This is a genomic window from Vibrio sp. nBUS_14 (genome assembly GCF_051201655.1).
Classification (GTDB): domain Bacteria; phylum Pseudomonadota; class Gammaproteobacteria; order Enterobacterales; family Vibrionaceae; genus Vibrio.
In genome coordinates this window covers 144,372-170,611 of sequence record NZ_CP179206.1, presented here as the reverse complement: position 1 = coordinate 170,611, position 26,240 = coordinate 144,372, and the positions used below count along the sequence as shown (strand labels likewise).

General features: G+C 45.7%; 25 protein-coding genes. 8 read left to right on the top strand and 17 right to left on the bottom strand.

What is annotated here, in order from left to right:
* Positions 1–50 precede the first annotated feature (50 nt).
* The 3 genes from nfuA (at position 51) to cysQ (ending at position 2,394) form a co-directional block, all read left to right on the top strand.
* Positions 51–635, top strand: coding sequence for a Fe-S biogenesis protein NfuA (gene nfuA / locus ACMAZD_RS00790; RefSeq protein ID WP_009848013.1), 585 nt, complete (start codon positions 51–53; stop codon positions 633–635).
* Positions 636–978: 343 nt separating this feature from the next.
* The gene (nudE, locus tag ACMAZD_RS00785) at positions 979–1,530 is read left to right on the top strand and encodes an ADP compounds hydrolase NudE (RefSeq protein WP_435248197.1); all 552 of its coding nucleotides are present in this window, start codon (positions 979–981) and stop codon (positions 1,528–1,530) included.
* A gap of 36 nt (positions 1,531–1,566) precedes the next feature.
* Positions 1,567–2,394, top strand: a complete 828-nt coding sequence (gene cysQ / locus ACMAZD_RS00780; RefSeq protein ID WP_435248196.1) for a 3'(2'),5'-bisphosphate nucleotidase CysQ — start codon at positions 1,567–1,569, stop codon at positions 2,392–2,394.
* Positions 2,395–2,594: 200 nt separating this feature from the next.
* On the opposite strand, the gene ACMAZD_RS00775 is transcribed toward cysQ, so the two are convergent.
* The 12 genes from ACMAZD_RS00775 to gspC all read right to left on the bottom strand — a co-directional run bounded on the left by ACMAZD_RS00775 (position 2,595) and on the right by gspC (position 14,205).
* A complete protein-coding gene (locus ACMAZD_RS00775; protein ID WP_435248195.1) occupies positions 2,595–3,374 on the bottom strand; it encodes a type II secretion system protein N in 780 nt (259 codons plus the stop codon).
* Position 3,375: 1 nt separating this feature from the next.
* Positions 3,376–3,864 (bottom strand): type II secretion system protein M, encoded by a 489-nt coding sequence (locus tag ACMAZD_RS00770; protein ID WP_435248194.1) that lies wholly within the window; start codon positions 3,862–3,864, stop codon positions 3,376–3,378.
* A gap of 20 nt (positions 3,865–3,884) precedes the next feature.
* Positions 3,885–5,132, bottom strand: a complete 1,248-nt coding sequence (gene gspL / locus ACMAZD_RS00765; protein ID WP_435248193.1) for a type II secretion system protein GspL — start codon at positions 5,130–5,132, stop codon at positions 3,885–3,887.
* Positions 5,101–6,150, bottom strand: coding sequence for a type II secretion system minor pseudopilin GspK (gene gspK, locus ACMAZD_RS00760; protein WP_435248192.1), 1,050 nt, complete (start codon positions 6,148–6,150; stop codon positions 5,101–5,103). Before gspK ends, gspL begins: the two co-directional genes overlap by 32 nt.
* Positions 6,134–6,937 carry a type II secretion system minor pseudopilin GspJ gene (gene gspJ, locus ACMAZD_RS00755; RefSeq protein WP_435248191.1) on the bottom strand — a complete coding sequence of 268 codons (804 nt, stop codon included), beginning with the start codon at positions 6,935–6,937 and terminating at the stop codon, positions 6,134–6,136. The genes gspK and gspJ overlap by 17 nt, the downstream gene beginning before the upstream one ends.
* A complete protein-coding gene (gene gspI / locus ACMAZD_RS00750) occupies positions 6,924–7,340 on the bottom strand; it encodes a type II secretion system minor pseudopilin GspI (RefSeq protein ID WP_435248190.1) in 417 nt (138 codons plus the stop codon). Before gspI ends, gspJ begins: the two co-directional genes overlap by 14 nt.
* Positions 7,327–7,920: a type II secretion system minor pseudopilin GspH gene (gene gspH / locus ACMAZD_RS00745; RefSeq protein WP_435248189.1), complete on the bottom strand. Its 594-nt coding sequence runs from the start codon at positions 7,918–7,920 to the stop codon at positions 7,327–7,329. Before gspH ends, gspI begins: the two co-directional genes overlap by 14 nt.
* A 66-nt stretch (positions 7,921–7,986) precedes the next feature.
* Positions 7,987–8,430: a type II secretion system major pseudopilin GspG gene (gene gspG / locus ACMAZD_RS00740; protein ID WP_435248188.1), complete on the bottom strand. Its 444-nt coding sequence runs from the start codon at positions 8,428–8,430 to the stop codon at positions 7,987–7,989.
* Positions 8,431–8,518: 88 nt separating this feature from the next.
* A complete protein-coding gene (gspF, locus tag ACMAZD_RS00735; RefSeq protein WP_435248187.1) occupies positions 8,519–9,739 on the bottom strand; it encodes a type II secretion system inner membrane protein GspF in 1,221 nt (406 codons plus the stop codon).
* A 1-nt stretch (position 9,740) separates the two neighbouring features.
* Positions 9,741–11,243, bottom strand: a complete 1,503-nt coding sequence (gspE, locus tag ACMAZD_RS00730) for a type II secretion system ATPase GspE (protein WP_435248186.1) — start codon at positions 11,241–11,243, stop codon at positions 9,741–9,743.
* On the bottom strand, positions 11,243–13,267 hold the full coding sequence (gene gspD / locus ACMAZD_RS00725) for a type II secretion system secretin GspD (RefSeq protein ID WP_435248185.1): 2,025 nt from the start codon (positions 13,265–13,267) through the stop codon (positions 11,243–11,245). The genes gspE and gspD overlap by 1 nt, the downstream gene beginning before the upstream one ends.
* Before the next feature lie 41 nt (positions 13,268–13,308).
* Positions 13,309–14,205 carry a type II secretion system protein GspC gene (gene gspC, locus ACMAZD_RS00720; protein ID WP_435249308.1) on the bottom strand — a complete coding sequence of 299 codons (897 nt, stop codon included), beginning with the start codon at positions 14,203–14,205 and terminating at the stop codon, positions 13,309–13,311.
* Positions 14,206–14,522: 317 nt separating this feature from the next.
* On the opposite strand from gspC, the gene hslR reads away from it, so the two are divergent.
* The 4 genes from hslR to ACMAZD_RS00700 all read left to right on the top strand — a co-directional run bounded on the left by hslR (position 14,523) and on the right by ACMAZD_RS00700 (position 19,913).
* On the top strand, positions 14,523–14,909 hold the full coding sequence (gene hslR, locus ACMAZD_RS00715; protein ID WP_004735595.1) for a ribosome-associated heat shock protein Hsp15: 387 nt from the start codon (positions 14,523–14,525) through the stop codon (positions 14,907–14,909).
* An 18-nt stretch (positions 14,910–14,927) separates the two neighbouring features.
* A complete protein-coding gene (gene hslO / locus ACMAZD_RS00710) occupies positions 14,928–15,821 on the top strand; it encodes an Hsp33 family molecular chaperone HslO (protein ID WP_435248184.1) in 894 nt (297 codons plus the stop codon).
* Between the two features lie 337 nt (positions 15,822–16,158).
* Positions 16,159–17,784: a phosphoenolpyruvate carboxykinase (ATP) gene (gene pckA / locus ACMAZD_RS00705; protein WP_435248183.1), complete on the top strand. Its 1,626-nt coding sequence runs from the start codon at positions 16,159–16,161 to the stop codon at positions 17,782–17,784.
* A gap of 152 nt (positions 17,785–17,936) precedes the next feature.
* Positions 17,937–19,913, top strand: coding sequence for an AsmA family protein (locus tag ACMAZD_RS00700; protein ID WP_435248182.1), 1,977 nt, complete (start codon positions 17,937–17,939; stop codon positions 19,911–19,913).
* A 33-nt stretch (positions 19,914–19,946) separates the two neighbouring features.
* On the opposite strand, the gene ACMAZD_RS00695 is transcribed toward ACMAZD_RS00700, so the two are convergent.
* Genes ACMAZD_RS00695 through ACMAZD_RS00680 form a run of 4 tightly spaced genes read right to left on the bottom strand, consistent with a single transcriptional unit; the run spans position 19,947 to position 23,027 of the window.
* Entirely contained in the window at positions 19,947–20,882 is a 936-nt protein-coding gene (locus tag ACMAZD_RS00695) for a YiiD C-terminal domain-containing protein (protein ID WP_435248181.1), read from the bottom strand.
* Positions 20,883–20,898: 16 nt separating this feature from the next.
* A complete protein-coding gene (gene dtd, locus ACMAZD_RS00690) occupies positions 20,899–21,333 on the bottom strand; it encodes a D-aminoacyl-tRNA deacylase (protein WP_435248180.1) in 435 nt (144 codons plus the stop codon).
* On the bottom strand, positions 21,305–22,258 hold the full coding sequence (locus ACMAZD_RS00685; RefSeq protein ID WP_435248179.1) for a virulence factor BrkB family protein: 954 nt from the start codon (positions 22,256–22,258) through the stop codon (positions 21,305–21,307). Before ACMAZD_RS00685 ends, dtd begins: the two co-directional genes overlap by 29 nt.
* A 7-nt stretch (positions 22,259–22,265) precedes the next feature.
* Positions 22,266–23,027, bottom strand: a complete 762-nt coding sequence (locus ACMAZD_RS00680) for an IS5 family transposase (RefSeq protein WP_102276546.1) — start codon at positions 23,025–23,027, stop codon at positions 22,266–22,268.
* Between the two features lie 146 nt (positions 23,028–23,173).
* On the opposite strand from ACMAZD_RS00680, the gene ACMAZD_RS00675 reads away from it, so the two are divergent.
* Positions 23,174–23,815 (top strand): DUF2959 domain-containing protein, encoded by a 642-nt coding sequence (locus tag ACMAZD_RS00675; RefSeq protein ID WP_435248178.1) that lies wholly within the window; start codon positions 23,174–23,176, stop codon positions 23,813–23,815.
* A 213-nt stretch (positions 23,816–24,028) separates the two neighbouring features.
* On the opposite strand, the gene typA is transcribed toward ACMAZD_RS00675, so the two are convergent.
* Positions 24,029–25,861, bottom strand: coding sequence for a translational GTPase TypA (typA, locus tag ACMAZD_RS00670; RefSeq protein WP_017107903.1), 1,833 nt, complete (start codon positions 25,859–25,861; stop codon positions 24,029–24,031).
* Between the last annotated feature and the right edge of the window lie 379 nt (positions 25,862–26,240).

Below are 26,240 nucleotides of genomic sequence, written 5' to 3'. Positions count from 1 at the left end.
ACAGGAGTAGAATGGCGCTAATAACCTACAAATCTACTCGGGTATTCGTCGTGTCAAATATTACTATTACAGAAACCGCTCAAACTCATTTTGCCAATCTGCTGTCACAGCAGCCTGAAGGTACAAACATTCGTGTGTTCGTGGTAAACCCAGGTACGCAAAACGCTGAGTGTGGTGTTTCTTACTGCCCTACAGATGCTATCGAAGCGTCTGACACAAAGCTTTCTTTTGAAGCTTTCTCTGCGTATGTCGATGAGTTAAGCCTACCATTCCTTGATGAAGCTGAAATTGATTTCGTTACAGACAAAATGGGCTCTCAACTTACACTTAAAGCACCAAACGCGAAGATGCGTAAAGTATCAGACGACGCAACGTTGATAGAGCGTGTTGAGTATGCAATCCAAACACAAGTGAACCCACAGCTCGCTGGCCACGGCGGTCACGTTAGCCTAGTAGAGATCACCGAAGAAGGTGCGGCTATCGTTGCATTCGGCGGCGGTTGTAACGGTTGTTCTATGGTTGATGTAACGCTTAAAGAAGGCATCGAGAAAGAACTTCTTCAACAATTCGAAGGTGAATTGACTGCCGTTCGTGATGCAACTGAGCACGATCGCGGTGAGCATTCTTACTACTAATCACCTTGCGACTAAGCACTTTACAACTAAGTGCTCCTAAGACTGAGCACTCATTCAGTCTTAGGCAGCGGAAAGTTAAAGATTCAATGAAAAGGTTGATGCTCAAGCATCAACCTTTTTTGTGTTTAAAACAGCAGAGCATTTCCGAACCGTCTATTTCTCGTTCAATGCCAATAATGACGGGCGGGTTACCATTTGGAGTAAGGTATTCAAGTGATCGCAATCGGTTCCTGATTCAATAATTTCAGGATATGAAAACTAGGATCTAGGAACTCAACTCTATTTCCCCTATATTAGAATGACTTTATAAGAAAGAATTCCAATGAGCTAAGGAGCGAGCGCAATGACAAAAAGGACCAAGCCAGAAATTTTGGCTCAACAAACTGTCGCTCAATCAAAACTATTTTCTATCGAGTCTCTCGATTTACGCTTTTCAAACGGTGAAGAGCGCACTTACGAACGTATGAAGCCCAGCGGCCGCAACGCAGTAATGATGGTTCCGATTACTGAACAAGGCGATATTCTGTTAGTGCGTGAATACGCAGCAGGCACAGAGCGTTATGAACTCGGCTTCCCGAAAGGGCTAATTGATCCAGGTGAGCAGCCCAATCAAGCCGCCGTGCGTGAACTAAAAGAAGAGATTGGCTTTGGTGCCAACAAGCTTACTCCCCTAAAAGAAGTGATCCTTGCACCCTCTTACTTCTCTAGCAAAATGACGCTGTTTATCGCAGAAGAACTCTACTCAGAGAAACTAGAAGGTGACGAACCAGAGCCACTCGACATTGTGCGCTGGCCACTTGCTCAAGCCGAAGAACTATTAACGCATCTCGACTTCTGTGAGGCTCGCAGTATTACAGCCCTACTATTAGCCCTTCGTGTATTAAACAATAATTAGAACATTTAGGCTCGCTCGAAGAGTAAGAGAATATTTATGCCAATAACAAAAGACTTGTCTCACCTCCTCCCTCCAGTCATTGAGATTGCTCGTTCGGCTGGACAGCTCATCTTAGAGATCTATGAGAAAAAGGATTACGAAGAGTTTACCAAGAGTGATGACACTCCGTTAACCAGTGCCGACCTTGCTGCGCATAAGCTGATATTAAAAAAACTCAGTGAGCTCACGCCTGATATTCCCGTATTATCCGAAGAAGATGCCGACATCAGCCTAGAGCAACGCTCTCAATGGGATCGTTATTGGTTGGTTGATCCATTAGACGGCACACAGGAGTTCATCGCAAGAAGTGGTGATTTCGCAACAATTATCGCCCTAATTGAGCACAACAAACCGGTAATGGGTGTCGTGTACGGACCTGTTTCAGGTGTAAGCTATTACGCTTACAGTGGCAAAGGCGCTTGGAAGATCCCTGACCTCAATGACAGTGTGAAGATTAAGACACACCGCCATGAACTGCCAAACCAATCCATCGCGATGGCGATCAGTCGTCGCCAAGACATCAATAGCATTACTAACCGTATGAGCTCTGCTTGGAACTACGACTTAGTTCCTCTCGGCTCAGCAGCGCTTAAGGCATGCTTAGTCGCAGAAGGTGCTGTGGATTGTTATCTACGTATTGGACCAACCGGAGAGTGGGATACAGCTGCAACTCAGTGCATTGTTGAAGAAGCCGGAGGCCGAACCCTAAGTACTCAATTAGAGCCGCTCTCTTATAATAAAAGGGATACTCTAGAGAATCCAAACTTCATTGTTCTTGGCGATCCAGACTTACCTTGGGCCGAGATCTTACAGGGTAAAGATTAAGCTCGACGGCTTTGGTCTTGGTTAACCAATTAACCAATTAACCAATTAACCAATTAACCAATTAACCAATTAACCAATTAACCAATTAAGCAGTTAAGCAGTTAAGCAGTCAAACAAAATGGGCACCTCATTGAGGTGCCCATTTTTTATATCTCGTAATTTGATAACCAGCTGATACTAGCTCAGAAGTAGATACCGGGTTAAAAACGACCTTGATAGGTAAACGGGTACTTACCCTGGCTATCTGGATTGCCTAACCACTTAAGTTGGCTCTGCATCGCCGGTGGGAATTCAGCACCCGGCTTAAACCATGCCGCCGAAGTGTAGCTTTGATTCGGCGTTACACTCGCTGAGAACTCGCTGTCTACCTGATCGCTCTTTTGGGTGCCTTTAGCTGCAATGGTGTTGTCTTCACAGGTAATGTCCGCAATCACAGGGCCTAGGTCTAACGAACCCACTGGCGAGTCGACTGCGGCACCAGACCAAGCAAGCGTACCTTCGCCCGATTGGCACCAAGGCTGAGCATGAACCGCATGTTTGATGGTCAGTTCAACTTGTCCTGCAATAGAAACGGGTACTGGAATAGCAGGCGCATATTTCATCACATTTCTTACTGGCATGGATGCCACTAAGTTTTCCGCGTAAGCACCGCTCATGCTATATCCGACAAGACCTTTACCGGATAAGTTCATATCGCTGTTACGACCAAAGCGAACCGCAAGTTCTGCTTTGGCTTGGAATAGTTTAGAGAACTGGAAGTCCCACTGCACTGAGCCGTAATTGACACGCTGCCACGCAATATTATTGGCGCGACCTTGCCAAACAGTGCCCTCAACGCCTTCAATGCTTAAACCACGCACAACGGGCGCATGCTTGAGAGCAAAAGCAGCGGGCAAGTGCAACAACAAGCTTACCGAGAAAAAAACGATAAAAATGACGCTGAATAACAGGCCATATTTGAAAGATAAACCGCGTTTCACATTAACCTCGTTTAAACTGTAGTCGGTTGATCTCAATAACCCCGGGGCTATCAGAGCGATCAATATCCATAAACTCAACCTCAACACCCTGTTTTTCTTTCAGGTATGTCAGCCAGTCAACGAACTTATTAAAGGGCACAGGCTTAATCCACACTTGCAGCATCTCACCACGTGGTTGTACTCGTATCAGCTCGATGTTAAAACGGCGCATAGAAGCAGGTACAGATTGGTTCAAAGGCTGGCTGGCACTGATGCCACCACTGCCTCGTAGTTCAACCACTTGATTGGCTTTGTCGGTTACCCAAGCAAGAAGCTGCTTCTCACTTTGAATGCGGTTTTGTGACAGTTCAGCTCGCTGACTGAGTGGCTGCAATAGCCCCCAATAAACGACACCCAACACCAATAAAACTGAGCAACCAACAACTAATCGTTGCTCTCTTTGACTTATTGAAGTCCACCACGCTTGGAGTGGTTCAATCATATTTCTCATCACTGATCTCCTTACGCAGGTTATTGATGGGGTTTAAGAGTAAAGCTGCCAAATACGGCATCGCCATCACGGTTCAATGGCCCTTGCTCAACGACAAACTTCTCTTCGAGTTTCACCCTTGCGGTCTCAAAGTGTTGGAAGTCAGAGCTTTTAGCCTGAAGTCGAACCTCAGAACGGTTGCCATCATAACGAATGCTTTCAACTTCGATCGATTTCACTTGCCCTAAAGTTTCTGGCAACAGTGCTAGCCAACCGAGTAAGGAGTCACCATCGCCTGAGCCACCGTATTTCTTAGCTTCATCATTCATCTGACGCTTAAGGTAGCTTACTGTCGGAATTCGTTGTTTACCTGGCAGTACAGCTCTAAAAATACGTTCACTCTCAGCTCTGTAAGCTTCGGCTTGCGCTTCATACTGCTGAACCTTCAACACTTGTTGAGTCACAATCACGGCCACCAGCAAACAAGCAGCAATCGCCACTTTCTGCCAAACACGCCAATATTTACTGAATGAAGATTTGGTTTTAAAGGTGCCAGCCAGTAAATTTACGCCGCTTGTGATCGCTTGCTGACTCAATAAAGACATCACCAATTCCGCAGGCTTTGCTTGCCACTCGAGACCGCTTTGCTGTTGAACGTCGTCGCTCGGCATCGCGGTATAGCTGAAGATAGTCGTCGCTTGCTCTTCCTCATTGGCGCCAATCCAATCACTTTGCAAGAACATCGGTAGCCATGCTTCGCTGATTGATACGGCTTGATAGTTACCTTGACGTTGAGAGTTACCTTGGCGCAATAACCAATGCTGATCTATCTGCAACGCACTGATGCCTTGTTCTTCAAAAGGCACGGCTAGTGTATCTGGTAGTACCTTACGGAAGATTATATTGGCTTCACGAAACTGCTCTAAAGCCTGTTTTAACCATTCACGATCCACACCACACACGGTAGCGTGAGTGGCATCTTTATCTAAAATGGTCAGATGTAAGTCTTCGATATCTTGTGCCACTTCGTCTTCTAACAAAAACGGCAGCATAGAGTCGAACTGGCGAGCAGCACCTTTCGGGATCTCAACACGCTTAATTAAGCATTCATTTCCCGGCAATAAAGCGATACAGCTGCGCTTTTCAGCGTAAGGCGTTAACTCGTCAAGCTGTTCCCAGCTAGACAGTTCGCCACTTGCTATCACTTCTTGTTGGCTTGTCGACCAAACTAACCACGGCACAGGGCTTTGTGGTTCGCTACTCAGTCGAACGGTCAGAAACTCGCTCACTGATTCCTCCAAAACGACGGCGTACTACCGTCACGGTTTCTCGATTACTACTATAGAAAAGCGTCCGTATACGTACACGTGACTGCTCAACTAATACCTCTGCATCTAGCTCAAAATAGGCGCTATCTACAGTTAAATATGCTTTCGCTTTCTTGCTGACTTCGGCACTTATACCAACAATGGCAGGCTCTTGCATAAAAGCATCTACCGTATCCCAACCATCAAATGGGCGTTTGTCTATCAGCTGTTTGGCATCCGATTCACTTAAGCCGGGGGCAAACATCGCTTCCAATAAAGGCGCTTGCTTTTCCGTGAGAGTATTCACATTCAAACGGAAATCATCGGTTGGCAGAGCGCAAACAAATGGGCGAACCTTATTCATCACTTCACCAGTGACCTGATAAACCGCTCGTAACTCGGATTCATCGGCCATCAAGCCATTCGCCGCCAAATAAGAGGGCTTCATCGCTTCATAGGTGCTGTCTTCTACACCAGACGAAGAGGTAGTTCGGGTATCACCATCAACAAACTCCCAGCTGGAATTTGCGATAACCTCAGCCTGATAAGGCTCAACGTCTTGGTTTTCCAATAAGGTCTGCCAAACCGTGATTAAATAAGGTGTCTGATTACTTGAAGTCGTTGTTACGCCAGCCAAGGCATTAAGGTTAAAGCACGCCTGAGCATCAACAATGCGGCCCTTAACTTGGCCATAATCCAGTGGGTATACCTGCTCTTCTAACGCCCATGGTTGGCTTAGGTTCACGGTATCACTGTCTTTGTAACTTTGCCTAATACCGTCTTGCACCAACGCTTCTACACCAATGCTATACCAGTAAGCCTGTTGGTAATTCAGTTGGTTACCAACACGCTTGAATTGCGTAAACAGACGTTCAGACATACTGCCTGCAATGGTGGCCATGATTGCCAATAGCATCAAAATAATGATCAGTGCGACACCACGCTGCTTGCGCCCTAGAACAGGTATGCTCGCTGCACGCTTGCTAGTTCGATGAGTCATTATTCCCCTCACTACTGCCTGAAGAGTCACTGTTTGAAGAATCATCGGCCTGATCTAGGGTGCCACCTGGAGTGAGATAAACACGCTCTATCTCACCATAGTCTTTTAGTGTCAGCTTAAGCCTCACCGCTTTCGGCAGGGACTTATCGGTTTGCCACTCTTTACCCCAGCGCTTTCCATCGTAGAACTCAAATCCCAAGGCTTCAACCTCATCAAGCAAAGGGGTAATGACGGCTTCCTGTCCTGCAGGCGTATCTGGGTAACGCCACCATACCCGCTCAAGTGTCTCTTCTTTAATGCGGTAGCCAACTTTCGTCACCTCACCGCGAGGAAACTGCTGCTGCGGGTTATGCCAGCCCAAACGAGTAAACATGACGCCTACGCTGTCGGAATCCAGTAAATACTCTTTCATTAAGATCAGCTTAGATGATGCTTCTTCACCATTGGTACGAAATTTTCGCACCGCCATCTGGCGAAAATCATTATCTAAAATGACTAAACTGCGTTGCAGTTGGTTCAAGCGAGCACTGCGCTCAATAGAGATCTCGTTGCTTCGCTGTACCTGATTAACCACCTGATAAGCCGCCATGCTTAGCGTGGCAAAGATAGCGATCGAGACCAAAACTTCGATTAAGGTGAAGCCTCTCCCTTTGGAAGATAGACCTTGTTTACGTGACGAACGCTTATTTGCCGACATGCTCTTACTTAGCGACATGCTCTTAGTTAACCGCACGCTCTTAGTTGACCGCACGCTTTCAATTGACCACATTCTCTTAATTAACCACATAACTGCGCACCGTAACGACTGGAGACGCTTTCTTACTGGTTGCCGCACTCACATCAAACGCCTTTAATAAATCATCACTGGTATCGATAGGGGTAATCTTCCAGAACCACTCTCTTCCCGCTAACTCTTGCGTGCCCTGCGCTTTTTTAAGCTTCTCAGGATGTAGCATGACTAAAGCCATTTGATTATCCACGACCATCACCGCGAAGGTTTTTTCTTCTAGATAACTGAGTGTATTGATGTGCTGGGTGACGGCACGAATCACACTGATCGCCGCCGTAGCGAAGATAGCCAGCGCAACTAATACTTCAAGCAGTGTCATTCCTCGAGAACTAAGTGTCATTCCTCGATAACCAAGAGGCATACCGCGAGAACGATAAGGAGAACGGTTATTCTTCTTCATCTTCTTCTCCCGGCTCTAACAGTCGAATCACACCATTGTCTAACACTCGAATACGCCAGCCATCTTGCACGGTATCACCGGTATTTGGGTAGAAAGAAAGCGTGAACGGTGTCGTTTCAGCACTCGACAAGATGTAGACCTGCGGTGGCTCGGGCTTCTTTTCCTCTTCCAGATCCGCAAACATGTCTTCATCAAATAAGCTTCCCGGATTAAAAAGACGATCTTCGTCTTCCCACGCGCCACCACCGAGTGTCAGCGTCAGTGCGAGGTCTTCTGGTAATTCAGTTAAAGAGGGGATCTTTTCGAACTCAGTTTCTTGCCAACCATCAGACTTCAAAGTCATCAGAACGTAGGTCGATTTCTTTTCATCAACACGAACACCAAAATCTAAGCCACTCAAAATAGCCTCTTCATTGAGTAGCTGAATTCGCTGATAAAAGCTTTGAGCGTATTTTTTAGCAACATCTTTGCTATTGGTAGGGATGGTCGAAATCACCGCGACTGCGGTTACTGACAGTAATACCAACACCAAAAGAATCTCAATCAAGGTGAAACCTGGCTGTGTTTGCTTAGTTTTCACCTTGTAGACTCCATCTGTTTACGTCCTACCATCAAATAACGGCATCAAGCGACAATAAGCCTAAGCTTACTGAAAATCTTGCATGTTCCAGTTACCGATATCCGCAGCGATACCTTCACCGCCTTCTTGACCATCTGCGCCAAGAGTGAAGATATCAATGGTACCGTTGTCACCAGGGCTTAGGTATTGGTACTCATTGCCCCATGGGTCGTTTGGTAGACGCTTGATATAGCCACCGTCACGGTAGTTACGAGGCTCTGGGCTGCTTGGCTTTGTTACCAACGCATCAAGGCCTTGATCCGTTGTTGGGTAAACGCTGTTATCCAACTTATACATATCTAACGCGTTCTCTAACGACACGATATCGGTGATGGCTTTTTGTTGGTCTGCCTTCTCTTTGTTACCCAACAGGTTAGGAACAACAAAGCTAGCTAAGAGACCAATGATAACCACAACCACCATCACTTCTAATAGGGTAAAGCCTGACTGTTTTTTCATTTTATTTTTCATTATTTTCTCCAAATTACAGATAGCGAGTTAAGGGGAATAATGCCCTTCTTCTCGATAATCCAAAAACTAACGTCTAATGAGCAGCAGGTTAACCACTCATTAAATTGTTCATTTCAAGCATTGGCATCAGCGTCGCCATCACGATAAACAGCACTAAACCAGCCATCAACGCAATAAGCGCTGGAGTAAAAATGCCTAACGCGATATTAACCGTCGATTCAAAGCTTTGATCCTGGTTATCTGCCGCTCTTGTCAGCATCTGTTCCAATTGGCCACTCTGCTCACCACTGGCGATCATATGCAACATCATCGGTGGAAAAAGTTTGGTTTGATCCAACGCTTTACGTAGGCTCGCTCCTTCTCGAACACTGTCTGATGCCTGTAATACTTGTTGTTTCACGTGATGATTCGACATCACATCTACCGCGACCTTCATCCCTTCAAGGATAGGAATCGCACTAGAGGTACAAATTGAAAGTGTTCGTGCAAAGCGAGAGGTGTTGATCCCTTTCGCTATCTTGCCGATCAGCGGGATGCTCAATAGTTTGCGATCCCAACTTAGACGAACGCCCGGCTTTTTCAGCGCAGTCTTAACCAACGCAATCACACCAATAGTCAACACCAGTAATTGGATGCCCCAATTCTGGATAAATTCACTCGATGCTAATAAAAATTGTGTCGATTGAGGAAGTTCTTGGCCCATCTGAATAATCGGTTCAACGATCTTAGGCACTACCGTTGCCAGTAGGAACGACACAATCGTCACCGCAAATACCACCAGCACGACTGGGTAGATCATCGCTTGCAGCAACTTAGAACGCATCTTCTGACGGTTTTCTGCGTAGTCAGCCAATCGTTCCAATACCGCATCGAGGTGCCCTGACTTCTCACCAGCCGCCACCATGGCTCTGAATAGCTCATCGAAGATATGGGGATAATCAGACAAGCTGTCTGCTAACGAATAACCTTCAGTCACCTTAGATCTCACCGCGAGTAGCATGGTGCGAATACGAGGTTTTTCAGACTGTTCGGCAACGGCTTTCAAGCACTCTTCCAACGGCATACCAGATTGAACGAGCGTGGATATTTGACGAGTAATAAGCGCAAGATCAGGCGTACTGATGCCGCGTTTAAAGCTGGTCGATGGCTGATCATCTTTTGCTGTTTTTGCTTTAGCCTCGGTCATCTCAACCGGCATCAAGCCAAGCTCTTTTATTCTTTGGCGAGCCTGACGAGCATTATCTGCTTCAATTGAGCCTTTTTTACTTTTGCCTTTGGCATCCAATGCTTTGTATTCAAATGCCGCCATACTAGACTTCCTTGGTCACGCGCATCACTTCTTCTAGGGAAGTTACCCCTTTCAGAACTTTGCTCAAGCCATCATCTCGAATACTTGGTGTTGTGCCACGAATGGCTTTTTCAATCGCCTGCTCACCCGCTTCACTGTGAATCAGCTCTTGTACTGAGTCATCAATCATCAACAGCTCATGAATACCCGTACGACCTCTGTATCCCTTATGACCACACTCTTCACAACCTTTTGCATGGTAAAGCGTCAGGCTTTCTTTCTTCTTCAACCCAAACAGTTTCTTCTGCTCTTTATCGGCTTCATAAGGTTCTTTACATTCGTTACACAAGGTACGAACCAAGCGCTGAGCCAAAACCCCCAGCAATGAAGAAGAAATCAAGAAGGGTTCAATACCCATATCACGTAGACGCGTGATCGCACCTATCGCGGTATTGGTATGCAGAGTCGACATCACCAAGTGACCCGTCAGAGAAGCTTGTACTGCAATTTCGGCGGTTTCCAAGTCACGGATCTCACCAATCATAACCACATCGGGATCTTGACGAAGAATGGCACGTAAACCGCGCGCAAAGGTCATATCAACCTTTGGGTTCACTTGTGTTTGACCAATGCCATCAATATCGAATTCGATAGGGTCTTCAACGGTTAGAATGTTTCGTTCATTACTGTTGAGTTCTTGCAGACCAGCGTACAAGGTCGTCGATTTACCTGAACCTGTCGGGCCAGTCACCAAAATAATGCCGTGTGGGCGCTGAATCAGCTTACGGAAGTTTTCATGGTTTTCTGCTGTCATACCTAAGCTGTGCAAGTCTAAGCGAGTGGCGTTTTTGTCCAACAGACGCATGACCACACGCTCACCGTGCGAAGAAGGCATGGTTGAAACACGAACATCAACCGCTCGGCCACCAATACGCAAAGAAATACGACCATCCTGTGGCACGCGTTTTTCCGCGATATCCAACTTAGCCATCACCTTGACACGCGAAACTAACAGCGGCGCCAGTTTGCGGCTTGGCGCTAGAACATCACGCAGTACACCATCAACTCGGAAACGGATACAAAGTGACTTTTCAAAGGTTTCGATGTGTATATCCGAAGCACCTTCTTTGATCGCCTCACCCAGCATCGCATTGATTAACTTGATGATGGGTGCATCATCTTCTGATTCAAGTAAGTCTTCGTCTTGAGGCAGTTCTTCCGCTAGTGAGAAGAAATCATCACTATCAGCACCAATGTCTTCCATGAGCTGACGAGCTTCTGACGAGTCACGCTGATAAGCATCGGTCAGTTTTTTATCAAACTCATCGAGAGTAATCGCTTGTGGCGTGAAACCATTTTTCACAACACGACTCACTTCAATGATCGCCGCCGATTTCAGTGGCTCAACATAATAAAGTATCGGTGCGCGCTCTGGATGTTGATATTCCAACACCATCTTGTAGCGATTCGCAAAGCTAAACGGCAAGCGCTGATAAGTCCTTGCCGTCCCTACCAATTCAGCCATTATTCTTGTTCCATTTGATCGATGAAGGCTTGAATTTCAGCCGGGTGATTCATCTCTGCACCAAATTTAGGCAATACTGGGATGTTATCGTCCGCCATCAGTTTCAGGCCTTGCTCTGACTTATACAGCTGCTCAGCACGGATAAAGTTGTATTTACGCTGAGTGATACCATCGGCTGTCATACCATCACGAATGATGGTTGGTTTGATGAAGACCATTAAATTCTTTTTCTCAACCTGAGTACTGGTTGATTTGAACAGGTGCCCAAGTACAGGGATATCTCCTAGGAATGGTACTTTAGATTCACTTTCCAGTGCACGCTCGTCAATCAAGCCACCCAGTACCAGCATTTGACCGTCTTGAACAATCACTGACGTATTCAGCTGACGCTTAGCAAAACGAACATCTACTGCCCCGTTTGCACCTAATACGTTCGATACTTCTTGTTCTATTTGCAGTTGAACCGAGTCGCCTTCATTGATTTGTGGCACGACCTTCAGCTTGATACCCACTTCTTTACGTTCAACGGTTTGGAATGGATTATCGTTGCTTGAGCCTGCAGTCGAGCCCGTTAGAACCGGAACTTCTTCACCCACAATGAACGACGCTTCGCCGTTATCCATGACGGTGATACTTGGAGAAGATAGGATATTTGAATTTGAATCGGTCGCTACTGCACTGATCAATGCTGTCCAGTCGCCCATGACCACGCTCATTGCCGCGCCGTTAACGCCAGCAAGAGCGGAAGCTAATGTCGAATAATCCCCTTTTTCTGTTGTGGTTTCATTTCGCAAGAAGTTATTGTCAGAGTCGTAAACCGCTTTCGTAGTTGTCGAGTCTTCTGCTTCTTCTATACCAACCATAACCTGTCCAATCGATGCACCGGTGTTGCTGTACTGAATCATGGCACCTGTTTCTAGGTTACCCCACTGCACACCAAGGTTAACGCCGTCCCCTTCTGCCATTTCAACAATCAAGGCTTCAATCAATACTTGAGCACGACGAATATCCAGCTGCGCGATCACATCTTGCAAAGCGTTCATGATGTCTGGCTGGGCGGTAATCACCAAAGAGTTGGTGTCACTGTGAGCCGAGATCATCACTTGATTGCGTTGCGATGAACTGCCTTTGCTTGATGTTTGCTTCTCTGATTGCAGGTTATCCGACACGCCTTTCAGCACATCGACTAAATCTTCTGCTTTTGCGTATTTAAGGTAAATGACTTGGTTGTTACCTTTGGTTGCCATTTCAACATCAAGCTGTTCAATCAGCCTTCTTAAACGGCTACGTACCTTAGGGTCGCCTGAGATAAGAATCGCATTGGTACGCTCGTCAGCAACTAATTTAGGTTGTAGAAAAGCAGGTGTGTTTTTCGCATCCGTGGTTTTGCTTAATGCATCGACAATACGCACCATTTCAGCCGCAGATGCATTTTTTAACTCAACGACTTCGATCTCTTTATCACCCGCTTGGTCAACTCGCTTGATGATTTCAGCTAAGCGGTTTACGACCGCAGCACGGCCAGTAATTAGAATGATATTCGCAGGGTCGTAATGCACAACGTTACCCGCACCTGCATTGTCATTCAGCTGGCGAAGCAAAGGAGAAAGTTCACGTACTGAAACATTACGAACCGTCACGACACGTGTGACAACATTGTCACCTTTGATCATGTCACTGTCACCAACGACTGGAATTGCCGAGGTTTTCGAATCCTTGGCCTTGATGATCTTAAGAACACCCGAGTCCATTTCGACAACCGCGTAGCCATACACTTCCAATACGTTTAGGAAGAAGCTGTAATATTGCTCTTCATTGAGTACGTCGTAGCTGCGTACATCGATTTTTCCACGAACCGAAGGGTCAACGATGATGGTCTTCTCTAGGTTACGACCAACAATATTAATAAACTCTTGAATATCAGTGCCTTTAAAACTGGCACTAAAATCACTCGCGATGGCTGCGGGTGTGTAGATTAAGCTTCCTGCCAATAACCATGCACTTTTCTTAAACCAATGCTTCACGTACTTCTCCTACACTTTCGTCCTTCGTTAGACGCAAAGTTTTAAAATTCAATAAACACTTCATGTTGTTGACCATCTCTCTCGACGACGAGGTTTAGCTCTGTAAGCTCTGAGATAGAACGGAATATGTTGCCCATAGCAGCAGGGTCTGTCAGGTCTTGTCCATTTAACTGAGTGGCAATATCTCCGTTTTGGAGCCCAACAGAGTTAAAAAGTTCTGAATCTTTGCCAGGGCTCACACGATAACCAATCACTTTATCGTCGCGTTTCACCTGAGACAGTCGAACATATTGGAAGATTTGCTGTGGATCTTTCATTATCTTCGCTTTAATTTCATCTAGCTTCTCTGCTGCAGAAACTGGGTTGTTACCACGCACAGAAGAAGAGGTACGAGGTGGCGCAGGCGCTGATACAGACAAACGCTTGTACTCAATACCTTCAAGCATCAGGGTTTCGTCTCGCCCAGAGTTATCGATGATCACACGATCGACTAATACGGCCTTGAGCTTAGCTCGCGTGCCTTCGATCTCTTCATTAATACCATAGGTTGCTTGTGTGCCGCGATTGGCAATCACCGCTAAGCTCAATTCTGAGTTAGAACTGGCAACCGCACCCACCAAAACCAGATTCAATCGTGTCTTGGGTGCGTCTTGGATAACTTGCTGCTCAACCACAGCAGGCGTGGTTGGGTTATAGGCACCAAAAAGGTTACTCTGCTGCAAAGAAGAGATATCAAGAGTCGATTGAGGAGCAGAAGACGATGAAGCGGTTGCTGCCCAAGGCACGACGGTTTGCTCGGCAGGTTCGATAAACCATGCAAGCTGTCCTAAAATCCATGCGGAAGCTGCAATCAACACACAACACGTAGCTAGGCTCAGTTTCTGCTGAAGTACAAATCCATTCTCTAATAAGCGGCTCAACACCGGAGAGTTATCCATGCGAAGTTTGAGCTCTAAAAAGTTCACGTTCCCTAACCCTTTCTATAACGAATAAAGCTGTAACCTACTAAACTATCAGCTTTTTTGTTCATAAATTCTGTTCCAGCTTATTAAAAGCATAAGATCTTGAACTATATCATAGCAAATCTATAAATCGGCATTACCTGAGCTATTTTGTAATCTTCCTTGAAAAAAAAGCCAGTCGCCTCCACATAAGCTTCTACTAAATGTGATAAGCGTCATCAAATAAAATAAGTTGCATACTGTGAATAACAGTTAAACCGCATTCATTTCTAACTGAAAAGGCACTGTCCTATATGAAAACGACGAATGAAGCTGTCAGACTCGATAAGTGGTTGTGGGCAGCACGCTTTTACAAAACTCGTTCAATTGCTCGCAACATGGTCGATGGTGGCAAAGTCCACTATAATGGTCAGCGCAGCAAACCCAGCAAAATCGTAGAACTTGGGGCAGTGATTACCCTGCGCCAAGGGAATGAAGAAAAGACGGTCACCATAGAGAAAATATCCGCACACCGTGGCGGAGCGCCGGTCGCTCAAACACTCTATGAAGAAACCACCGAAAGCTTGGCAAAAAGAGAAGAGTTTGCACAACAGCGCAAGCTTAATGCTCATAGCCCAGCACCAGAACGTCGCCCAGACAAAAAGCAACGTCGTGACATCATCAAGTTCAAGACTCAATAAGCTAGAAGGAATAGCCAAATGGCAGACCCAATGTCTACAAGTAATGTTTTAAATCGCTACCTATTTGAAGACCTATCAGTACGTGGTGAATTGGTACAGATGGACGAAGCGTACCAACAGATTATTTCTAGCAAGGAATACCCAGCTCCAGTACAAAAGCTGTTGGGTGAGCTACTGGTTTCAACGACGCTACTAACCGCGACTCTAAAGTTTGAAGGTTCTATCACGATGCAACTGCAAGGTGATGGCCCAGTATCTCTCGCTGTTATTAATGGCGATAACGAGCAGAAGGTTCGTGGTGTTGCGCGCTTTAACGGTGATATTGCTGACGACGCTGGCCTGCACGACCTGATGGGTAAAGGCCACCTCGTGATCACTATCGATCCTAAAAAAGGTGAGCGTTACCAAGGCATCGTTGGTCTTGAAGGCAACACGCTTGCTGAAGTCCTTGAAGGTTACTTCGCAAACTCTGAACAGCTAAAGACTCGTCTATGGCTACGTACGGGTGAACATGAAGGCAAAGCACACGCTGCGGGTATGCTTCTTCAGGTTATGCCTGACGGTACCGGTACGCCAGATGATTTCGAACACCTAGAGCAGTTAACTGACACTGTAAAAAATGAAGAGCTATTCTCTCTAGAAGCGAATGATTTGTTATACCGCCTATATAATCAAGAGAAGGTTCAGGTGTTTACCCCTCAACCTGTCGAGTTCTTCTGTGGTTGTTCTCGTGAACGCAGCGGTGCGGCTATCATTACCGTTGCTCAAGAAGAGATCTACGACATCCTCAGCACTGAAGGAAGTGTGGCTCTTCACTGCGATTACTGTGGCACAAACTACTCTTTTGATAAGAACGACGTCGACGCTCTGTACGCAGAAGCAGCAGATAAAGGCAACAATACGGTTCATTAATTTACAGCGTACCAAAAACACGTAATTTACCCCACAAAGGTCAGCGCTCAGCTGGCCTTTTTTGTGATCAAAATAGCGCAAACTCCGTCACACCTCGTAATAAAATCACCGCTTAATTTTAATCGATTAATAATGTTCTCGCCCCTAGCGCAAAGGTTTGCGTACAGGATAGACTAGTTAGGCCAATATGTGACGAGGCGCTTAAAACCCCAGAATTAACATGGATGCTTTTTGATCTGTATCCCTGTTTCCCCTGAGTCTCGTTGCTAGCATGGTGAGCAGATAACAATAAAAAATTACTACAAAATCCCTACAAAATATCCTACAAGGAGCACCTATGACCGTTATGGAACATACCAAGGTAGCACAAATTGATCTAACTAAGCACGGACTGACTGGCGTTACTGAAGTTCTTCGTAATCCTAGCTACGAGCAGTTATTCGTTGAAGAGACACTGCCAGGTTTGGAAGGCTACGAAAAAGGCGTAGTAACGGAACTAGGCTCTGTTGCGGTTGACACTGGTATCTTTACTGGCCGCTCACCAAAAGATAAGTACATTGTTAAAGATGACACGACACGCGATACCATGTGGTGGTCAGATCAAGGCAAAAATGACAACAAACCAATTACAACTGAAGTGTGGGATGAGCTGAAAGAGCTTGTGACAACTCAGCTATCTGGCAAGCGTCTGTTTGTCATTGACGGTTACTGTGGTGCTAACCCTGATACGCGCTTAAGTGTACGTATTATCACTGAAGTAGCGTGGCAAGCGCACTTCGTTAAGAACATGTTCATTCGTCCAACTGACGAAGAGCTAGTAACGTTCGAACCTGATTTCGTGGTAATGAACGGTGCTAAAACAACGAACCCTAACTGGGAAAAGCAGGGGCTAAACTCTGAAAACTTCGTTGCTTTCAACCTAACAGAGCGCGTTCAAATCATCGGTGGTACTTGGTACGGCGGTGAGATGAAGAAAGGCATGTTCGCAATGATGAACTACCTACTTCCTCTGCAAGGCATTGCTTCAATGCACTGTAGTGCTAACGTCGGTGAAGAAGGCGATGTAGCGATATTCTTCGGTCTATCGGGTACAGGTAAAACAACCCTATCAACCGATCCTAAGCGTGAGCTAATCGGTGATGATGAGCACGGTTGGGATGACGATGGTATCTTCAACTTCGAAGGTGGTTGTTACGCGAAGACGATTCGTCTATCTAAAGAAGCAGAACCAGAAATCTACAATGCAATCCGTCGCGATGCACTGCTAGAAAACGTAACGGTTCGTAGTGATGGTTCTATCGACTTCGATGACGGTTCAAAAACAGAGAACACTCGTGTTTCTTACCCGATTCACCACATCGACAACATTGTTAAGCCAGTATCAAAAGCAGGTCACGCTCAAAAAGTTATCTTCCTAACAGCGGATGCGTTTGGTGTGCTACCACCAGTATCTAAGCTGACTCCGGAGCAAACTAAGTACCACTTCCTATCTGGCTTCACAGCTAAGCTAGCAGGTACAGAGCGCGGTATTACTGAACCAACACCAACGTTCTCTGCGGCATTTGGTGCAGCATTCTTAACGCTTCACCCAACTCAGTACGCTGAAGTGCTTGTGAAGCGTATGGAAGCGGCTGGCGCTGAAGCTTACCTAGTGAACACAGGTTGGAATGGCACAGGCAAACGTATCTCAATCCAAGATACTCGTGGCATCATCGACGCTATCCTAGATGGCTCAATCGACCAAGCTGAAACTAAGGTTATCCCTATGTTTAACCTAGAAGTACCGCTAGCGTTGCACGATGTTGACCCTGCGATTCTTGACCCGCGCGATACATACACTGACCCACTGCAATGGGAAAGCAAAGCGAAAGATTTAGCAGAGCGCTTCATCAACAACTTTGATAAATACACAGACAATGCTGAAGGTCAGTCACTGGTTGCGGCAGGTCCTCAACTAGACTAACCCAATATCTGCTCGGGCCAAGCCAAAAGCGAACGCCCATTTAAAACGATATTTTTGTAGCAAGCCCCTCTTTTGAGGGGCTTTTTTGTTGCTGCTTGCCCCTTTTTGTTCCACTCTGTTTTGAGACTATTGAAATTTAAGGCTGTCAGGGAATGAAAAAGGTATTCATGGTGATTGGCATTGTGGTGGCCATCATCGTTGCGACTATTGCAGCGTTGTTATTAAGCCTACAAACTCAATACCGATCGGATGTTGCTAACTTTTTTATCAAGCATACGCTTGAGCAACCTGTACTCATTGAAGATGTTGAGTATCAGGCGCCTTATCACATCACTTTAATGGGCATTACCCTGCCTCAAGCCCAACCAGAAAAGCAGCCACCCCTGTACATCGACAAGATCGACATCTGGTTCAGCCCTTACTCTGTAACCGAAGCCAAATTGGTGTTGGATTCTGTGTTGATCAGCGGCCTGCAACTGGATACCAATAACCTAAAAATTCTCGATCCCTTGTTTACGCAACAACATATCAAGCTCCACCAGCTCGCTCTTCATGACTTAGACTTTTCAACGCCAGACTTTAATGCGCGTGGCATCGACCTGCAGATCTCCGATCCCACTTGGAATAAGCACAGCTCAATACTGCCCTTCGGAAAAACACAACTCACTGCCGCACAACTCTATTGGCAGGACGAAGCCTTTGACAACTTATTGATTGACCTCGATCTAAAGCCCAATGACAGCACCCTTTATGGCGCTTCATTTGAATGGCGAGGGGCCAAGATTTCAGGACAAGCAGAACAATATAAGCATGATTGGTCACTGGTGAATGTTACTGTAGATGGCTTGCGCCTCAACCAGCAGCAAACTCAGAGCCTATTGAGCAAAAATTGGAACGTAGAAGGCATCCAAATAAACCACATCAACAGTTTAGATATCTTGCGCAGCGATGTGGAATGGAAAAATGGTCACCTCGCAGCTTTTGATGCCTCACTAGAAAATATCCAACTGCCTTTTGAGCTGTGGAAGCAACAGAAAGCCATTTTCTCTCTGCAAGCAGAGGGAGTGACCATAGATGATGACATGTTCATAGAGCCAAGTATCAAGCTCAATTTAGATCCGAACCAGATTCTGATTGAAGACTTCTATACTCAATTCTTACAAGGCAGTATTCAACTTAATGGCGAAGTAACCCCTAGCAGCATTCAATTAGCACAGCTCGACCTGCAAGGCATAAAGTGGATTACGGAAAGCCAAGATAAAGTTCTACCATCCGCTCGCCTATTGCCTTGGCTGACACAGCTTCAGAAAGCCTCTATTGACCGACTTAATATAGAACGTAGCCAACTTATCCAACTCGCAAACAAACCTTACTGGCAGGTCTCAGGGCTTCATGTAGAAGGACATCAAGTTCAACTGCTGCAACAGAGAAAGTTAGGACTGTGGCAAGGCAAGTTGATGGTTAGCGCCAACGATGCAAGCTATCAAAATATTGTCAGTGTTCAGCCCGTGGTTGAAATGAATAGCGAACAAGGGAAATGGACGCTGACACGCCTGTTTATGCCACTAAAACACGGCTATATTGAAGCCAACGCAACACTCGACTTCAACCAAATCAGTAAGCCATGGAGCTTAGATATCTCTGCCGATGGATTACCCATAACACCCATGCTGCAGCAACTCGAATTACCGCTCGATGCAACGGGCTATGGTGAGTTTGAACTTCAAGCCGCAGGCTTGTATGGCGATTCTTTGATGCTCGGTTACTCAACCACTGGGCTACTCACTGGCAGTGTTCGCCAAGGTGTGATGACCTTTAACGATAAGCTTTCTGAAACATCGATTGATAACGTGTTTGAAATCCCAGAGCTTAATGCGAATTTTGACCGTGGTCGCTTCACTCTCGAACCAATGCACATTATTGGTGCGTCCGCAGCAGAGCAAGGTACACAAAGAGTTCAAACGTTAAATGGTGAAGTTTCTGGAGAACTCGATTTGCTTAAGATCGAGCAACACACTCTATCCATTTCGTTATCGGACCAATGCCATCAAATCTCAGGAAAGCTGACTCAAGCTGAGTATTCCGAGATGAGCGACTGCCAACAAAAAAGCGCCACCCCACAGGAGTAGCGCCTTGTATCTGTATCTGTTAGCCAGTGTCAGCTATACGCTTACGTTGGAGTCTGTTGATAATCGCTTTTTGTAGTCAGGGATCAGCATATAGGTTCCCGTAAACTCAACCGCTTCCACATCGCCACTGTGAATGGTTACGTGAATGATGATACGAGCCTTTCTGCCAGACGCGAGGCGATCTAAATCGCCACTGATCCCATCCAATGACGTAGATGCAACTGGGTTTTGCTCGACTGGATGACGATAACGAATATTACTGTCTGCCAGTACGATATCACCGGTCAGCCCACGTTCTTTCATCAGTAGCCACGTCATTCCCCAACCCGTTAGAGTCGCCAAGGTAAAAGCTGAGCCAGCAAACATGGTGTTATGAGGGTTAAGGTTGGGATTCAACTGAGCGCTACACTCAAACTGATAACCCGTGTATTGGTTAATCTTGATGCCCATTTTGTCACTGATCGGGATCTGATTTTCCCAACGCTGCTGAAGCTCATTACACCATTCTGGTTTGCGCAGTACATCAGCCATTGGATCAAGAGGTTTCACCATCTGTTGGTGACGCACAGGGCCGCGTTGATCGTTAATTTCACCACGACGTTCAAACTCATTCTTCTCATAGAATGAGATCGCATCTTCACGTGCATTACACACCAAACGCTTCGCCCCTTCTTGACGTGCCAGTGACTCTAGCGCAACCAAGATAAGTGAGCCCATGCCTTTACTTTGGCGAGATTTCTTCACCGCCATATAGCGGATCTGACCTTCTAGATCAGAGGTGATATAAAGACGTCCAATCGCCATCGGGCGACCTCGACCATCGACAATCATGCGATGGTGACTCATGGCATCATATTCGTCGCGCTCTGAACCGACTGGCATTCGCCAAGGCTCACGGAGCATCTGCCAACGAAAATGGTAATACTTGTTCAGCTGATTTTCGGTGGTTGGGGTTATGAGTTTAAACATGCTTATTCCTTTAAGCCTAAACCTGCAGCCAGAATGTCACTGGGCCATCATTAACCAAAGACACTTTCATGTCGGCTGCGAATCGGCCACGTTCCGTTGGCAACACTGATTCACACTGGTCTGAGAAAGAGTTGTAAAGACGCTCTGCATCTTCAGGGTGAGCACCACGAGAAAATCCTGCTCGTGTGCCTTTCTTGGTATCAGCTGGCAGAGTGAATTGAGAAACCACTAAGACCTTACCTTCTACCTGTTTTACATTGAGATTCATTTTATCGTCTTCATCTCCAAAGACACGATAAGTGGTCACTCGTTCCATCAAGCGTTTGGCTTTGGCTTCGTCATCACCTTTTTCTACGCCTAACAGAACCAATAAGCCTTGCTCAATCTCACCCACGACCTCGCCTTCAACACGGACGGCAGCTTCACTTACTCTCTGGATCAGTGCTATCACTGTTGTTTCCTTGATCTATAATTTTATTGTTATCCGCTGAGTGTACCATTTCTTGCGGGTCACTCCACTGTTCCTGCTCACCAAGGGCAGCCGTCACCTCGGCACCAACTAGCACAATCAACCAACACAAATACACCCAGACAAAAAGAATCGGAATCGCCGCTAATGCGCCATAAATCAACTGGTAAGAAGGAAATTGTGTAATGTAAGCCGCGAAGCCTTTCTTGCTGAGTTCGAACAACAGAGCCGCAACCAGAGAGCCCGCAGCCGCATGAGAAAAGTGTATCTTTTTATTAGGCACCAATAAGTACAAACCGAAGAACGCAAAGAAAGAGAGAATCAAAGGGAGCTTACGAATCACGGTATTGAACGCACCAGAAACCACTTCGTTTTGTAACAGGCTCAATGACGTTACATACGATGTTGCAGCAATACTCGCACCGACCAAAATAGGCCCAAGCGTCAGTACCATCCAGTACATAGAGAAGGACAATACCGCACGTCGCTTTTCATTGACTCGCCAAATGTAATTTAGGTTCTTATCGATATTGAAGATCAGCATCAGCGCTGCAATGAATAAGAACACACTACCGACCGCCGTCATTTTTCCGGTATTGGCAACGAACTCGAGTAAGGCACCGTGCACCGCATCCCCTGACGCTGGAACAAAATTGGTAATAACAAAGTTTTGAATCACGAGGCCAACATCAGCAAAGATAGAGAATGACGACAAGATAGAGAGTAGAACCGTCAGCATTGGTACAATCGAGAGTAAGGTAATATAGGCCAAGTAGCCCGCATTTACGTTGACCCTATCGTGCGTAATTCGCGTCAAAAGATAGCGAGAAAACTGAACGCTGAGTGTAGCAACCTTTTTTATCTTCAACTTGTAACTCCCTAGGGCGTGTTGATCTTTGCTGTACATTCCGTGTTCAACAATACATCGGTAGCCACATTAACATGAATGCCAGTGATAACATGCTGGCATAATTCCTTTCTAGCTTGTCATATCTACTTGAAATAGCTCGATAATGCTTAATTCTCCCAAAGGCATTTTCGACCAAGTGACGATACTTGTATAGACACCAATCCATACTGTCTTTGTCTATATCTTGTCCGTAATTGCGTTTAGCAATTACTGTTTCTCCGCCACGTTCCTTAACAAAAGTACGGAAAGGTTCGCTGTCATATCCTTTATCACAAACGATGGTATTAACTTCATCGAGTTGCTCAACTAAGCTTTCGGCATGCACTATATCGTGGCGTTGTCCCTCTGATAAATCAAAGCAAATCGGCAGGCCACCACTATCTACAGCTAAGTGAATTTTGGTTGAGTTGCCCCCGCGACTTTTTCCTATTTGCTCTGAACTTTCAGTAGCTGCACCTGTACTATGCTGATGCGCTCTAACTATAGAGCCATCAAGAAATACCCATTCAAAGTCAGCCATGCTAGATAAGCTTTTGAAAAGATTATCTAAAATCCCTTTCTTTGACCAAAGATTAAATCGTCTGTAAACGGTACTCCACTCTCCGAACTCAGAGGGTAGATCTCGCCAAGGAATACCTGTTCTCATTCGATAAAGTATTCCTTCAAATGTCATTCGATGTTCAGTTTTATCGTAAATACGACCTGTACTTTTCATAACTTGGAGTAGCAGTTCCCAGCGAATATCAGTTAGCATTGTTCTTGGCATGGTATTGGTTATGGTTTTACTTTTGGCGAAGCAAATTATAACTCTTTACCATGCTGTTCAAAAAACACTCACGAAAGATCAACACGCCCTAGTAACTCGTTCATAGTCCTAATTAATATTCCGTCACTTAACTATAGGAAACTAGGATGCCTTATTTAATAGTTATAGTCCTCTCTATTTTTACTCTTACTGGATGCCAATCCGCTTATTACTCCGCAATGGAGCAAGTGGGTTACCACAAGCGTGACATTATGGTCGACAGAGTGGAAGACGCTAAAGAGTCGCAGCAGGATGCTCAGGAAGAGTTTACGAGCGCACTTGAAGCCTTGAGTGGCCTGACGAACTTCAGTGGCGGCGACCTTGAAGACATGTACAACCAAATCAACGATAAATACCAAGACAGCGAGAAAGCCGCACAAAATGTCAGTGATCGCATTGCTGCGATTGAAGACGTGTCAGACGCGCTGTTTGCAGAGTGGCAGAGCGAGTTAGACCTCTACACCAGTGCTTCACTGCGCCGTTCGAGTGAACAAAAACTGCGAGAAACCCAATCGTCTTACAAGACCATGCTTTCAGCAATGAAACGCGCTGAGAAGAAAATGGACCCGGTACTCAACACCCTTCGCGACAATACGCTTTATCTCAAACACAACCTCAATGCGAGTGCCGTTGGTTCGTTGCAGGGCGAGTTTATGAGCTTAGAAAAAGACATTGCCTACGCGATAGAACAGATGAATGCGGCGATAGCAGAATCGGATAAATTCTTAGCTCAACTGAACCAGAAGTAACGCTACAGAGAAACAACACGATACAGCCTATCCTGATTACGGGGTGGCTAGGCGGAAGACAACGCTGATTAACGCCCTGGGTTACCCACAACGTCTGCAGAACCCTCTCGCATCTCATCGAAAAACAAAAGCCCCGAGCAGCTAGGCTAATCGGGGCTTTCTTACTAATTGTAAAACGTATTACTTGATAGCTATAAGCGAGTCCGCTGGCAATTATGCCTTAGCTGGACGTGCTGCACGCTTACGTTCGTTCTCAGTAAGAAGTTTCTTACGGATACGTACGTTTAGTGGCGTTACTTCTACTAGTTCATCTTCATCGATAAACTCAAGAGCTTGCTCTAGAGTGTGCTTGATCGGTGGAGAAAGAACTTGTGCTTCATCAGTACCAGATGCACGAACGTTCGTTAGTTGCTTACCTTTCAGACAGTTTACTGTCAGGTCGTTTGAACGGTTGTGAATACCGATTACTTGACCTTCATAAACTTCATCTGCGTGCTCAGTGAATAGACGACCACGAGCTTGAAGGAAGAATAGAGCGTAAGTAAGAGCTTTACCCGTTGCGTTTGAAATTAGAACACCGTTGTTACGCTGACCAATGATACCGCCTTTGTAAGGACCGTAGTGATCGAACGAGTGGTAAATAAGACCAGAACCAGACGTCATTGTAAGGAATTCAGTTTGGAAACCGATAAGACCACGAGAAGGCATCATGAAGTCCATGCGAACACGGCCTTTACCATCTGGTGCCATATCTGTTAGCTCACCCTTACGTAGACCGATGCTTTCCATGATCGCACCTTGGTGCTCTTCAACTACATCGATAGTAACCGTTTCGAACGGTTCCATTTTCTGACCATCTTCTTCTTTGATGATGACTTCTGGACGAGATACTGCTAGCTCGAAACCTTCACGACGCATGTTTTCGATCAGGATAGAAAGGTGAAGCTCACCACGGCCTGATACGCGGAAACGGTCTGGACTTTCAGTTTCTTCAACACGCAGTGCAACGTTATGAACCAATTCTTTTTCAAGACGCTCAAGGATGTTACGTGAAGTGACAAACTTACCTTCTTTACCCGCGAACGGAGAAGTGTTTACTTGGAAAGTCATTGTTACTGTTGGTTCATCAACAGATAGAGGTTCCATTGCTTCAACATTGTTTACGTCACAGATAGTGTCTGAAATTTTCAGCTCACCAAGACCAGTGATTGCAATGATGTCGCCAGCGTTAGCTTGTTCTACTTCGTGACGCTCAAGACCTAGGTAACCAAGTACAGTACCTACTTTCCCGTTACGTTTTTTGCCTTCAGCATTCACGATCGTGACTTGTTGGTTTGGCTTAACCGAACCACGAGTAACACGAGCAACACCGATAACACCTACGTAAGAGCTGTAATCAAGTTGCGAAATTTGCATTTGTAGTGGACCGTCAAGGTCAACTGCAGGCGCTTCTACTGTATCAACAACAGCTTGGAACAATGGTTCCATATCTGTGCCAACTGCGCCTTCTTCCATTGTTGCCCAACCGTTTAGAGCTGAAGCGTAAACAACAGTAAAGTCTAGTTGCTCATCAGTAGCACCTAGGTTGTCGAAAAGGTCGAATACTTGATCCATAACCCAATCAGGACGAGCACCAGGACGGTCAATCTTGTTGATAACAACGATTGGCTTAAGGCCGTGTGCGAATGCTTTTTGCGTTACGAAACGAGTTTGAGGCATTGGACCGTCAACTGCATCTACGATCAGAAGAACTGAATCAACCATAGACATGATACGCTCAACCTCACCGCCGAAGTCCGCGTGTCCCGGAGTATCTACGATGTTGATGCGGTAATCATTCCAGTTGATTGCTGTGTTCTTAGCAAGGATTGTAATGCCACGCTCTTTTTCGATGTCATTCGAATCCATGACACGCTCTTCAGCTTCACCACGAGACTCAAGAGTGCCTGACTGTTGTAGCAGTTTATCAACCAAAGTCGTTTTACCGTGGTCAACGTGCGCGATGATCGCGATATTTCTTAACTTATCAATCTGTGGAGTAGACATGGATTCTCGATTCACTCATAAAAGGTAGCCGTCAATTATCTCAATTGTTTGGATAATAACCGCTAGCTTGATTTAAAAAACGGTCAATAATATACCAGATTTTAGAAAAAAACCCAGAAATATGTGATCTGAACCAAGGCTTTTTTCTCTATTAGCGATTCATATTCGCTTAACATCGATCCAATACAGTATAGAACAGCTAAATTCGTACGATTTTTAAAATCATTGCGCGCTAACTTCGAGCCAAATCTACCCCGAAAAAGAAAAGTGGATTGACAACGTACTCAATTCGTTGCTGAATGGTATTCGTTTGTGATTCATCATATTGGTGCACATCAAGCACATTGCACCAACACAGTGCACTCAGAGATCATTTTGG

What these genes read in the sequence shown, in the direction of transcription:
- ACMAZD_RS00700 (WP_435248182.1), top strand. Translation starts at nt 17,937, where the DNA reads ATGAAAAAGGTATTCATGGTGATTGGCATTGTGGTGGCCATCATCGTT.
- hslO (WP_435248184.1), top strand. Translation starts at nt 14,928, where the DNA reads ATGGCAGACCCAATGTCTACAAGTAATGTTTTAAATCGCTACCTATTT.
- ACMAZD_RS00675 (WP_435248178.1), top strand. Translation starts at nt 23,174, where the DNA reads ATGCCTTATTTAATAGTTATAGTCCTCTCTATTTTTACTCTTACTGGA.
- nudE (WP_435248197.1), top strand. Translation starts at nt 979, where the DNA reads ATGACAAAAAGGACCAAGCCAGAAATTTTGGCTCAACAAACTGTCGCT.
- ACMAZD_RS00695 (WP_435248181.1), bottom strand. Translation starts at nt 20,882, where the DNA reads ATGTTTAAACTCATAACCCCAACCACCGAAAATCAGCTGAACAAGTAT.
- ACMAZD_RS00685 (WP_435248179.1), bottom strand. Translation starts at nt 22,258, where the DNA reads ATGTACAGCAAAGATCAACACGCCCTAGGGAGTTACAAGTTGAAGATA.
- gspF (WP_435248187.1), bottom strand. Translation starts at nt 9,739, where the DNA reads ATGGCGGCATTTGAATACAAAGCATTGGATGCCAAAGGCAAAAGTAAA.
- gspI (WP_435248190.1), bottom strand. Translation starts at nt 7,340, where the DNA reads ATGAAGAAGAATAACCGTTCTCCTTATCGTTCTCGCGGTATGCCTCTT.
- gspE (WP_435248186.1), bottom strand. Translation starts at nt 11,243, where the DNA reads ATGGCTGAATTGGTAGGGACGGCAAGGACTTATCAGCGCTTGCCGTTT.
- gspJ (WP_435248191.1), bottom strand. Translation starts at nt 6,937, where the DNA reads ATGTGGTTAATTAAGAGAATGTGGTCAATTGAAAGCGTGCGGTCAACT.
- typA (WP_017107903.1), bottom strand. Translation starts at nt 25,861, where the DNA reads ATGTCTACTCCACAGATTGATAAGTTAAGAAATATCGCGATCATCGCG.
- cysQ (WP_435248196.1), top strand. Translation starts at nt 1,567, where the DNA reads ATGCCAATAACAAAAGACTTGTCTCACCTCCTCCCTCCAGTCATTGAG.
- pckA (WP_435248183.1), top strand. Translation starts at nt 16,159, where the DNA reads ATGACCGTTATGGAACATACCAAGGTAGCACAAATTGATCTAACTAAG.
- hslR (WP_004735595.1), top strand. Translation starts at nt 14,523, where the DNA reads ATGAAAACGACGAATGAAGCTGTCAGACTCGATAAGTGGTTGTGGGCA.
- gspC (WP_435249308.1), bottom strand. Translation starts at nt 14,205, where the DNA reads ATGGATAACTCTCCGGTGTTGAGCCGCTTATTAGAGAATGGATTTGTA.
- ACMAZD_RS00680 (WP_102276546.1), bottom strand. Translation starts at nt 23,027, where the DNA reads ATGCCAAGAACAATGCTAACTGATATTCGCTGGGAACTGCTACTCCAA.
- ACMAZD_RS00770 (WP_435248194.1), bottom strand. Translation starts at nt 3,864, where the DNA reads ATGAGAAATATGATTGAACCACTCCAAGCGTGGTGGACTTCAATAAGT.
- gspG (WP_435248188.1), bottom strand. Translation starts at nt 8,430, where the DNA reads ATGAAAAATAAAATGAAAAAACAGTCAGGCTTTACCCTATTAGAAGTG.
- gspK (WP_435248192.1), bottom strand. Translation starts at nt 6,150, where the DNA reads ATGACTCATCGAACTAGCAAGCGTGCAGCGAGCATACCTGTTCTAGGG.